Below are 11,228 nucleotides of genomic sequence, written 5' to 3'. Positions count from 1 at the left end.
AACACGGTTAGCCCTTGGAACCCTGCCGCTGCATCCGCGCTATATAAGCCTGAATCTCCCGCTCGATCACCTGACCCTTGAACGGCCCTTCAAGGGTATTTTCCCGGGTGCTGAAATACAGCTCGCCATTGACCCGACACACGCGGTCGCTGCGGAAACGGGTGGCGGGGGCGCTGTCCTCGGCGCGCATGGCGTACATGTCGGTCTCCCTGATATGCGCTGAAAAGTCTGCAATCAGCTTATGCCTGAAGCACTTGGTGCGCCTGCCCGGCCGATCAACGGCGGCGCGCCGGTTTACTGCTGCGACCTGCACAGTTTCATTCGCGGCCTGCCGGTAACTGTCCCTGTGTTGTGCGCAGCCGGACGCCTAGAATGAGTGTTCTTGTCAGCAGGCTTTCGGGGTTCGCATGCACATTTCATCGGGGCGCTGGGTGTACGGACTGTTCCTGGCGCTGCTGACCGCGTTTCTGTGGGGCATCCTGCCGATCAAGCTCAAACAGGTATTGCAGGTGATGGACCCGGTCACGGTGACCTGGTTTCGCCTGATGGTGTCCGGTGGCTGCCTGTTCATCTATCTGGCTTCGGTGAAGCGCCTGCCAAGTCGCAAAGTGCTCGGGCCGAAGGGCGGCTGGCTGGTGCTGATGGCGGTGCTGGGGCTGGTCGGCAATTACGTGTTGTACCTGATGGGCCTCAACCTGCTCAGCCCCGGCACTGCGCAATTGGTGGTGCAAATGGGTCCGATCATGCTGCTGATCGCCAGTCTGTTCGTGTTCAAGGAGCGCTTCAGCATCGGCCAGGGCATCGGCTTGCTGGTGTTGCTGATCGGCTTTGGCCTGTTCTTCAATCAGCGCCTGGCCGAGCTGCTGACTTCGCTGTCCGACTACACCGCCGGCGTGCTCTTGGTGCTGCTGGCGTCGACGGTCTGGACCTTCTATGCGCTGGGCCAGAAGCAATTGCTGACGGTGTGGAATTCGTTGCAGGTGATGATGGTGATCTATCTGTTCTGCGGGCTATTGCTGACGCCGTGGGTGCATCCGCTTGAAGCGCTGAACCTGAGCCCGTTGCAGGGCTGGCTGCTATTGGCGTGCTGCATGAACACCTTGATCGCCTACGGCGCATTCGCCGAAGCGCTGGCGCACTGGGAAGCATCGCGGGTCAGCGCAACATTGGCAATCACGCCGCTGGTGACGTTTGTGGCGGTGGCGATTGCGGCGCGGATCTGGCCGGACTACGTGCATGCCGAGCAGATCAATGCGCTGGGCTATGGCGGGGCGGTGCTGGTGGTGCTGGGTTCGGCGCTGGTGGCGTTGGGGCCATCGTTGATTGCCGGGCTCAGGGCGCGGCGGATGCGCATGGCCTGAAGATCAAAAGATCGCAGCCTGCGGCAGCTCCTACAATTGGAATGCGTTTCCCTGTAGGAGCTGCCGAAGGCTGCGATCTTTTGCTTTAGCCCTTGGCGCCAGCCTCGATCATGTTCTCCGGCCGCACCCAGGCATCGAACTCTTCATCAGTCAGATAACCCAGCTGCAACGCCGCCTCACGCAAAGTCAGCCCTTCGCTGTAGGCCTTCTTGGCGATCTCCGCCGACTTGTCATAACCGATGTGCGGGTTCAGCGCGGTCACCAGCATAAGCCCACGTTCCAGATGCTTGGCCATGACCTCGGCATCCGGTTCGAGCCCGGCGATGCAGTGCTGCTGGAAGTTGCTGCAGCCGTCTCCCAGCAAACGGATCGATTGCAGCAGGTTGTGGATGATCACCGGTTTGAACACGTTCAACTGCAAGTGCCCCTGACTGGCGGCAAAACCGATCGCCACGTCATTGCCGAGCACCTGACAGGCGAGCATCGACAGCGCTTCGCACTGGGTCGGGTTGACCTTGCCGGGCATGATCGAGCTGCCCGGTTCGTTGGCCGGCAGCTTCACTTCAGCGAAACCTGCGCGAGGACCTGAGCCCAGCAGACGCAAGTCGTTGGCGATTTTCATCAGCGCCACGGCGAGGGTTTTCAGCGCACCCGACAGCGTTACCAGCGGTTCATGACCGGCCAGTGCAGCGAACTTGTTCGGCGCGGTGACGAACGGCAAACCGGACAGTGCTGCGAGTTCAGCGGCAATCGCCTCACCGAAGCCGTGCGGTGAATTCAAACCCGTACCAACGGCGGTGCCGCCCTGAGCCAGTTCGCAAACCGCCGGCAGCGCGGCACGAATCGCGCGCTCGGCGTAATCCAGTTGCGCGATGAAGCCGGACAGTTCCTGACCGAAGGTGATCGGCGTCGCGTCCATCATGTGCGTGCGCCCGGTCTTCACCAGTTTCATGTGCCGTGCCGCCAGTTCAGCGAGGCCGCCGGACAGCTCGGCAATCGCCGGCAGCAGTTGTTCCTGCACCGCTTTGGCGGTGGCGATGCTCATGGCGGTGGGGAAGCAGTCGTTGGAACTTTGCGAGCGATTGACGTGATCGTTCGGGTGCACCGGCGACTTGCCGCCGCGCGGGTTGCCGGCCAGTTCGTTGGCGCGACCGGCGATCACTTCGTTGACGTTCATGTTGCTCTGGGTGCCGCTGCCGGTCTGCCAGACCACCAGCGGGAACTGCTCGTCATGCTCGCCGGCGAGGACTTCATCGGCGGCCTGTTCGATTAGGCGGGCGATGTCGGCAGGCAGGTCGCCGTTGCGGTCGTTGACCCGTGCGGCGGCTTTCTTGATCAGGGCCAGGGCGTGCAGTACCGGTAGCGGCATGCGTTCCTGACCAATGGCGAAGTTAATCAGCGAGCGTTGCGTCTGAGCACCCCAGTAAGCGTCGTCCGGGACCTCGATCTGGCCCAGGCTGTCGGTTTCGATACGGCTCATCGTGCACACTCCTGTTGGTCTGTTGGCGCAATTTAGGCCGGCGTCGGCCCGGGTGGTTCCATCGGCTCGATTGTTGACCGCAAAACCCCGCCAATCAAGCGCGGCAAGGGCCGGGGGTTGAGCCACAGCGATTGTTAGGCGCAGAATGGTCGCCCTTGGGGTTCGACCTCGCTTTGCTTAAAGGAAACTCGATGACTCGTCTTCGCGCCATCTGTACCGCGGTTGCACTGGTTTGCGCCAGCGGCCAGGTGCTTGCCGATACCGCCAGCCACAACGCCAGTGCCGAAGCTTTCCTGACGCTGGCTCACGCTGACAAGCTGGGTACCCCGGTGTACATGCAAGTGCAGCAAATGTTCGCCCAGCGCTTTGAACAGACCAAAGCGCCTGAGTCGAAGAAAGCCGTGCTCGAAACCTACCAGGCCAAGGCCAACGCTGCGCTGGACCAGGCCATCGGCTGGAACAAGCTCAAGCCCGACATGGTCAAGCTCTACACCAGCAACTTCAGCGAATCCGAGCTCAAAGATCTGGTTGCCTTCTACCAGTCGCCACTGGGCAAGAAAGTCCTGGAAAAAATGCCGCAGCTGACCCAGCAGTCGGCGCAGATGACCCAGGGCAAACTGGAAAGCGCGGTGCCAGTGGTCAACAAGCTGCTCGACGACATGACCAAAGAGCTGACCCCGGCCGCGGCGCCAGCCAAGAAGAAGTAAGCGGAGTTCGTGATGACCATGCAACAACGCATCGAATCGACGCTGGCCCTGTTACAGCCTGAGCACCTGCAAGTGCTGGATGAAAGCCACATGCACAGTCGCGGGTCACAGACCCACTACAAGGCGGTGGTGGTCAGCGCGCAGTTCGAAGGCCTGAACCGGGTCAAGCGCCACCAGAAAGTCTACGGCACGCTCGGCGAGCTGATGGGCGAGTTCCATGCGTTGGCGCTGCACACCTACACACCGCAGGAATGGGCAGAGATCGACGGCGCCCCGGCGTCGCCGACCTGTGCTGGCGGTAGCAAACACTGATTTTGGATGTGGCGGGATTTTTGTGGCGAGGGGATTTATCCCCGTTCGGCTGCGCAGCAGTCGTAAACCCTGTAACCACGGTCCTGGCAGAAGGAACGGGGCTGAATGGGTTTAGGGTTGCTTCGCCACCCAACGGGGATAAATCCCCTCGCCACAGGTTTTGTGTTGTCACAAAAGACTGAGTAAATCCAAAACACATCATGTTTTTGCTAGAATCCGCAACGCGCCGCTTAGCCGGCGCGTTTTTTTTGAATCCGGTTCACCCTTTGCGAGGGTAGCCACCTGGAGAAATACCCATGACACAACCGATTGTCGTGGCGGCACTGTACAAGTTCGTCACCCTCGAAGATTACGTTGACCTGCGCGAGCCACTGCTGCAGGCGATGGTCGACAACGGCATCAAAGGCACTCTGCTGATCGCCGAAGAAGGCATCAACGGCACGGTTTCCGGCAGCCGCGAAGGCATCGACGGTCTGCTCGCCTGGCTCAAGAACGATCCGCGCATGGTCGACATCGACCACAAGGAATCGTATTGCGACGAGCAGCCGTTCTATCGCACCAAGGTCAAGCTGAAGAAAGAGATCGTCACCCTCGGCGTTGAAGGCGTTGACCCGAACAAGAAGGTCGGCACCTACGTCGAACCGCAGGACTGGAACGCGCTGATCAGCGACCCGGAAGTGCTGCTGATCGACACGCGCAACGATTACGAAGTGTCGATCGGCACCTTCGAAGGCGCCATCGATCCGAAAACCACCAGTTTTCGCGAGTTTCCCGACTACATCAAAGAACACTTCGACCCGGCCGTGCACAAGAAGGTCGCGATGTTCTGCACCGGCGGCATTCGCTGCGAGAAAGCCTCGAGCTACATGCTCGGCGAAGGTTTCGAAGAGGTTTACCACCTCAAGGGCGGCATCCTGAAGTACCTCGAAGAGGTGCCGCAGGAAGAAACCAAGTGGCGCGGCGACTGCTTCGTCTTCGACAACCGCGTGACCGTGCGTCACGACCTGACGGAAGGCGACTACGATCAATGTCATGCCTGCCGCACGCCGGTCAGTGTTGAAGATCGCGCCTCCGAGCACTACGTCGCCGGCATCAGTTGCCCGCACTGCTGGGACAAGCTCAGCGAGAAAACCCGGCGCAGCGCCATCGATCGGCAAAAGCAGATCGAACTGGCCAAGGCGCGCAACCAGCCGCACCCGATCGGCTACAACTATAAGCAAGCATCCACCGAGGCTTAACCATGTCTGCGCGCCTGCTCTATGTGATGGATACGATGTGTTCATGGTGCTGGGGTTTTGCTCCGGTGGCCAAGGCACTGGTCGAGCAAGCGCAGGCAGCCGGGGTCGAGCTGCATCTGGTGGTTGGCGGTCTGCGCACCGGCAGTGGCTCGGCGCTGGAGCCGACCACGCGGCGCTATATTCTCGAGCACTGGCAAGCTGTCACCGAGGCCACCGGCCAGCCGTTCAAGTTCGATGGCGCGTTGCCCGACGGTTTTGTCTACGACACCGAGCCTGCCTGTCGCGCGATTGTCACCGCGCGCAGTCTGGCGCCGGATTGCGCGTGGAAACTGGTCGGGCTGATCCAGCAGGCGTTCTACGCCGAAGGTCGCGATGTCACCCAGGCCAGCGTGCTGGTCGAACTGGCAGAGCAGGCCGGTGTGCCGCGTATCGAATTCGCGGCGTTGTTCGATCATGCCGATCAGCACAAGGCGACCCAGGCTGATTTCACCTGGGTACAGGATCTGGGCATCGCCGGTTTTCCGACCCTGCTGGCCGAGCGCAACGGGCAACTGGCGCTGCTGACCAATGGCTATCAACCGCTCAGCGAGCTGTCGCCGTTGCTCGGCCGCTGGCTGGAGCGCGCGGCCTGTGTCTGACGGCGCCGATGACACGCCAGCCGTAGAGCGTGTCGACCGGCTGAGCTGGGCTGAAGTCCGGCGTCTGGCACTGCATCACAAGAAATCCCTGTGGATCGCCAACGGCGTGGCCGTGCTGGCGACGCTGTGCAGCGTGCCGATTCCCTTGCTGCTGCCATTGCTGGTCGACGAAGTCCTGCTCGGCCACGGCGATGCCGCGCTGAAAGTCATGAACCACTTTCTGCCGAGCATGTGGCAGCAGGCGGCGGGTTATATCGGTCTGATGCTGGTGGTGACCCTGACCTTGCGTTGCAGCGCCCTGTGTTTTGGCGTGTTGCAGTCGCGATTGTTCGCGCGCCTGGCCAAGGACATCGTCTACCGCATTCGCGTGCGCCTGATCGAGCGGCTCAAGCGCATTTCCCTCGGCGAATACGAAAGCCTCGGCAGCGGCACGGTGACCACGCATTTGGTCACCGATCTGGATACCCTCGACAAATTCGTCGGCGAAACCCTCAGCCGCTTCCTCGTCGCGATGCTGACCCTGGTCGGCACCGCCAGCATCCTCATGTGGATGCACTGGAAGCTGGCGCTGCTGATTCTGCTGTTCAACCCGTTGGTGATCTACGCCACGGTGCAGTTGGGCAAGCGGGTCAAGCACCTGAAAAAACTCGAGAACGACAGCACCTCGCGCTTCACTCAGGCCCTGAGCGAAACCCTCGATGCGATTCAGGAAGTGCGCGCGGGCAATCGTCAGGGCTATTTCCTCGGGCGCCTCGGTTTGCGCGCGCAGGAGGTGCGCAACTACGCAGTCAACTCGCAGTGGAAAACCGACGCCTCGAACCGCGCCAGTGGTTTGTTGTTCCAGTTCGGCATCGACATCTTCCGCGCGGCGGCGATGCTCACCGTGCTGTTTTCCGACCTGTCGATCGGGCAGATGCTCGCGGTGTTCAGTTACCTGTGGTTCATGATCGGCCCGGTCGAACAGCTGCTCAATCTGCAATACGCCTACTACGCAGCGGGCGGTGCGCTGACGCGGATCAATGAACTGCTGGCGCGTGCCGACGAGCCGCAGTATCCCGGCGGCATCGATCCGTTCAAGGGGCGCGACACCGTCGGCATCGAGGTGCAAGGCCTGAGTTTCGGTTATGGCGACGAGTTGGTGCTGGATCAGATGAACCTGTCGATCCTGCCCGGCGAAAAAGTCGCGATCGTCGGCGCCAGCGGCGGCGGCAAAAGCACCTTGGTGCAGTTGCTGCTGGGTCTGTACACGCCAGCGGCCGGGACCATTCGCTTTGGCGGGTCGACCCAGCAGGAGATCGGTCTGGAGACGGTGCGCGAGAACGTCGCGGTGGTGCTGCAGCATCCGGCGCTGTTCAACGACAGCGTGCGCGCCAACCTGACCATGGGCCGCATGCGCAGCGACGAAGCCTGCTGGCAGGCTCTGGATATTGCGCAAATGGCCGCGACCATTCGCGCGCTGCCCAACGGCCTCGACAGCATCGTCGGTCGCTCCGGCGTGCGTTTGTCCGGCGGTCAGCGCCAGCGTCTGGCGATTGCGCGGATGATTCTCGCCGAGCCGAAAGTGGTGATTCTCGACGAAGCCACCTCGGCCCTTGATGCCGCCACCGAGTACAACCTGCACCAGGCGATGGCGAAATTTCTCCATGGCCGCACCACGCTGATCATTGCCCATCGCCTGTCGGCGGTGAAACAGGCGGACCGCGTGCTGGTGTTCGACGGCGGGCAGATCGCCGAGGACGGCGACCATCGCCAACTGATCGCCGACGGCGGTCTGTACGCCAAGCTCTACGGCAACTTGCAACAGCACTGATCGAAACCCTCGCCGACCTGTCAGAGGTTCTGCGCGCGGTGTAACGCCGCGCCTTGCCTTGAACGAGAACCCCACCTAGTCTCGTCATAGCGAATTCGCCCGGAAGGCGAGCGGGCAGTGCTCATGCAAGGACTCTCATGAAGCAAAAGCAGACTCTGGGAACACCACGGTTGTTGGGTATCGTCTGGCCCTTTATTGCTGTCGTGGTGTTCCAGGCATTACTGGGGGGCGTGAGCCTTTACGTGCTTTCGGCCGTGCGTGGCTACGTCGCTGGCGAAAGCCTGTGGTCCAAGGGCCAGAAAGACGCCATCTATTACCTCAACCTCTACGCCGACAGCCGTGACGAGGCGATCTATCGCAAATACCTGACGGCGATCGCCGTGCCCCAGGGCGGGCACCAATTGCGCCTGGCGCTCGATCGTCAGCCGCCGGATCTGCAAGCGGCGCGCGAAGGCATTCTCAAGGGCGGCAATCATCCAGACGATGTCTCCAGCGTCATCTGGCTATACCTCAATTTCCGCCACTACAGTTATCTGGAAACCGCGATCGATCGCTGGACGATTGGCGATGCCTATCTCGACCGATTGCACGAAGTTGCGCAGGAGATGCACCAAGGCATTGCGCAGAACCAGGCCAGTCCCGGCGATGTGCAGCGCTGGAAGTTACAGATCTTCGCCATCAACGATGCAGTCACCCCAGCGGCCAGGGCTTTTAGCGATGCCTTGGGCGAAGGCTCGCGGGTGATCATGCGCCTGCTGCTGTTCACCAACCTGGCCACCGCGCTGGGTCTGATCGCGCTGGCGCTGTGGCGCACGCACAAACTGCTCAGGCAACGCCATGAGTTTGCCCAGGCGCTGCAACTGGAAAAGGATCGCGCGCATATCACGCTGCAGTCGATTGGCGATGGCGTGATCACCACTGACGTCAACGGCGCGATTGATTACATGAATCCGGCCGCCGAGGCCATGACGCACTGGAAGGCCGAGCAGGCGGCGGGGCTGCCGTTGTCGGCGCTGTTCAACCTGCTTGACGATAACGCCCAGACCGAAGGGCTGACGTTGATCGAGCACATTCTCAGCGGCCAGCTCAGCGGTGGCAGCGAACATTCCAAGCTGATTCAGCGTCTGGACGGCAGCACCCTGTCGGTGACCCTGGTCGGCGCGCCGATCCGCAATGCCGGCAACGTCAGCGGCACGGTGCTGGTGCTGCACGACATGACCCAAGAGCGGCAGTACATCGCCAATCTGTCCTGGCAGGCGACTCACGATGCGCTGACCGGGCTGGCCAACCGCCGCGAATTCGAATATCGCCTCGAACAGGCCTTGCACAAACTGACGCGCCAGCCCGGGCGGCACGCGCTGATGTTCCTCGATCTCGACCAGTTCAAACTGGTCAACGACACCTGCGGGCACGCGGCGGGCGATGAGTTGCTGCGGCACATCTGCACGCTGCTGCAATCAGACTTGCGCGAGGGCGATACCCTGGCGCGACTGGGCGGCGATGAATTCGGGATTTTGCTCGAGAACTGCCCGCCGGACATCGCCGAGAAGATTGCCGAAAGCCTGCGCCAGACCGTGCAGAACCTGCATTTTGTCTGGAAGGGGCGGCCGTTCCTGACCACCGTCAGTATCGGCCTGGTGCATATCGCGCAGAATCCCACCAGCCTTGAGGCCTCGTTGCGTGCGGCGGACATGGCTTGCTACATGGCCAAGGAAAAAGGCCGCAACCGCGTGCAGGTCTACCATGCCGATGATTCAGAACTGTCCATGCGCTTCGGTGAAATGGCTTGGGTGCAGCGCCTGCATATGGCGCTGGAAGAAAACCGCTTCTGCCTTTATGCCCAGCAGATCGCACCGCTCAAGCCGCAACCCGGCCAGGCCGGACACATCGAAATCCTCCTGCGTTTGCATGATGAATCCGGGCGGATGATTTTGCCTGACAGTTTTATTCCGGCAGCGGAGCGATATGGTTTGATGACCCAGTTAGATCGCTGGGTAGTTGAAAATGTTTTCAAGGTTATTGCCCAGTGTATTGAACAGGAACATGAACTTCCTTTGGCGATGTGTGCGATTAATCTGTCAGGCATTACTATAGGAGATGACGCGTTTTTGCACTTCCTGCGGGAACAGTTTGTTAACTACGCTATACCGCCTGAAATGATTTGTTTTGAAATTACTGAAACCAGTGCAATCGCAAATCTTGGCAGTGCAATTCGTTTTATCAATGAACTCAAAGGCTTAGGTTGTCACTTTTCTCTGGATGACTTTTGTGCCGGAATGTCTTCATTCGCTTACTTGAAACATTTGCCTGTAGACTTCCTGAAGATCGACGGGAGTTTCGTTAAGGATATGCTGGACGACCCGATTAATCGGGCAATGGTCGAAGTGATCAATCACATTGGCCATGTTATGGGTAAGCAGACAATTGCCGAGTTTGTTGAAACTAACCAGATCGAACAGGCATTGCTTGAAATAGGTGTGGATTACGCTCAGGGGTATGTCATCGAGCGCCCGCAGTTATTTACCTGTGACAGTTTGCAAAGTCGCCCTGCCAGACCGCAGCCGTTGTTGTTCAAAGCGCCTGGCACGTTCCGTTGAAGTCTCTCGCCGATCCTTGCCATCACAACTCAAAAGGAGCCGAACAGTGATCGACACATTCAACCGAACCGGACCCCTCATGGAAGCTGCAAGTTATCCTGCCTGGGCGCAACAGCTCATCAAGGACTGCAGCGAGAGCAAGCGCCGGGTTGTCGAACATGAACTTTATCAGCGCATGCGCGACAACAGACTCAGCGCGAAAACCATGCGCCAGTACCTCATCGGCGGCTGGCCGGTGGTCGAGCAGTTTGCCTTGTACATGGCGCAGAACCTGACCAAGACTCGCTTTGCCCGCCATCCCGGCGAAGACATGGCGCGGCGCTGGCTGATGCGCAACATCCGCGTCGAACTCAACCATGCCGACTACTGGATGCACTGGAGCCGCGCCCATGGCGTCAGTCTCGAAGACCTCCAGGCCCAGCAAGTGCCGCCGGAGCTGCACGCTTTGAGTCACTGGTGCTGGCACACCAGCTCGGCGGATTCGCTGATCGTGGCGATTGCCGCGACCAACTATGCGATCGAGGGGGCGACCGGGGAGTGGTCAGCGGTGGTCTGCTCGACCGGGGTCTACGCCGCGGCGTTCCCGGAAGAGGACCGCAAGCGCGCGATGAAGTGGTTGAAGATGCATGCCCAGTACGACGATGCCCATCCGTGGGAAGCGCTGGAAATCATCTGCACCCTCGCCGGCCTGAACCCGAGCAAGGCGTTGCAGGCCGAGCTGCGGCAGGCGATCTGCAAGAGTTATGACTACATGTACCTGTTTCTCGAGCGGTGCATGCAGTTGGAGACTTCGGAGCGCTTGCTGGTCAACCGCGAGCGCCGGACCGTAACCGAAAGCTGATCGAACTGTGGGAGCGAGCCTGCCCGCGAAAGCGGTGGGTCATGCAACGAATCGTTGTCTGACCCTCCCTCTTCGCGAGCAGGCTCGCTCCCACAATTGTTTTTCAGCCGGCCATCGCCAGCCGGTTCCGCCCCTCGCGCTTTGCGACATATAACGCACTGTCGGCCCGGCGCAGCAAGCTGTCCGCCGATTCGCCCGGCAGTAACGTCGAGCATCCCAGACTCACGGTGATCTCGATCAACTG

Annotated in this window: 11 protein-coding genes; 8 read left to right on the top strand and 3 right to left on the bottom strand. The window is 60.5% G+C overall.

Features of this window, described 5'->3' with window-relative positions; all coding sequences use genetic code 11:
- Nucleotides 1-7: 7 nt before the first annotated feature.
- Complete coding sequence (locus tag OQK_RS02350) at nt 8-199, bottom strand: DUF6316 family protein (RefSeq protein ID WP_016770939.1); 192 nt, start codon at nt 197-199, stop codon at nt 8-10.
- A gap of 208 nt (nt 200-407) precedes the next feature.
- Between OQK_RS02350 and OQK_RS02345 the strand changes: the two genes are divergently transcribed.
- Nucleotides 408-1,361: a DMT family transporter gene (locus tag OQK_RS02345; protein ID WP_016770938.1), complete on the top strand. Its 954-nt coding sequence runs from the start codon at nt 408-410 to the stop codon at nt 1,359-1,361.
- A gap of 85 nt (nt 1,362-1,446) precedes the next feature.
- Here OQK_RS02345 and OQK_RS02340 read toward each other — a convergent pair whose 3' ends face one another.
- Nucleotides 1,447-2,841: a class II fumarate hydratase gene (locus OQK_RS02340; protein ID WP_016770937.1), complete on the bottom strand. Its 1,395-nt coding sequence runs from the start codon at nt 2,839-2,841 to the stop codon at nt 1,447-1,449.
- A 191-nt stretch (nt 2,842-3,032) separates the two neighbouring features.
- Between OQK_RS02340 and OQK_RS02335 the strand changes: the two genes are divergently transcribed.
- From OQK_RS02335 to OQK_RS02305, 7 genes are all read left to right on the top strand, one after another.
- Complete coding sequence (locus tag OQK_RS02335) at nt 3,033-3,548, top strand: DUF2059 domain-containing protein (protein ID WP_016770936.1); 516 nt, start codon at nt 3,033-3,035, stop codon at nt 3,546-3,548.
- A gap of 12 nt (nt 3,549-3,560) precedes the next feature.
- Nucleotides 3,561-3,860 (top strand): BolA family protein, encoded by a 300-nt coding sequence (locus tag OQK_RS02330; protein ID WP_016770935.1) that lies wholly within the window; start codon nt 3,561-3,563, stop codon nt 3,858-3,860.
- A gap of 296 nt (nt 3,861-4,156) precedes the next feature.
- Nucleotides 4,157-5,098: an oxygen-dependent tRNA uridine(34) hydroxylase TrhO gene (trhO, locus tag OQK_RS02325; RefSeq protein ID WP_016770934.1), complete on the top strand. Its 942-nt coding sequence runs from the start codon at nt 4,157-4,159 to the stop codon at nt 5,096-5,098.
- 35 nt (nt 5,099-5,133) lie between these two features.
- Nucleotides 5,134-5,736, top strand: coding sequence for a DsbA family protein (locus OQK_RS02320; RefSeq protein WP_177318481.1), 603 nt, complete (start codon nt 5,134-5,136; stop codon nt 5,734-5,736).
- Nucleotides 5,729-7,546: an ABC transporter ATP-binding protein gene (locus OQK_RS02315; protein ID WP_016770932.1), complete on the top strand. Its 1,818-nt coding sequence runs from the start codon at nt 5,729-5,731 to the stop codon at nt 7,544-7,546. The genes OQK_RS02320 and OQK_RS02315 overlap by 8 nt, the downstream gene beginning before the upstream one ends.
- Before the next feature lie 137 nt (nt 7,547-7,683).
- On the top strand, nt 7,684-10,143 hold the full coding sequence (locus tag OQK_RS02310; RefSeq protein ID WP_016770931.1) for an EAL domain-containing protein: 2,460 nt from the start codon (nt 7,684-7,686) through the stop codon (nt 10,141-10,143).
- A 79-nt stretch (nt 10,144-10,222) separates the two neighbouring features.
- Nucleotides 10,223-10,984 (top strand): TenA family transcriptional regulator, encoded by a 762-nt coding sequence (locus OQK_RS02305; RefSeq protein WP_404939496.1) that lies wholly within the window; start codon nt 10,223-10,225, stop codon nt 10,982-10,984.
- Nucleotides 10,985-11,087: 103 nt separating this feature from the next.
- On the opposite strand, the gene OQK_RS29855 is transcribed toward OQK_RS02305, so the two are convergent.
- On the bottom strand, nt 11,088-11,228 hold a 141-nt coding region (locus tag OQK_RS29855), incomplete at its 5' end, for a diguanylate cyclase domain-containing protein (protein ID WP_157221891.1).

It is taken from the genome of Pseudomonas sp. R62 (assembly GCF_000257605.1).
GTDB classification, from domain to species: domain Bacteria; phylum Pseudomonadota; class Gammaproteobacteria; order Pseudomonadales; family Pseudomonadaceae; genus Aquipseudomonas; species Aquipseudomonas atacamensis.
Note: the sequence above shows the minus strand (reverse complement) of the source record. Positions and strands in the feature narration are given on the sequence as shown.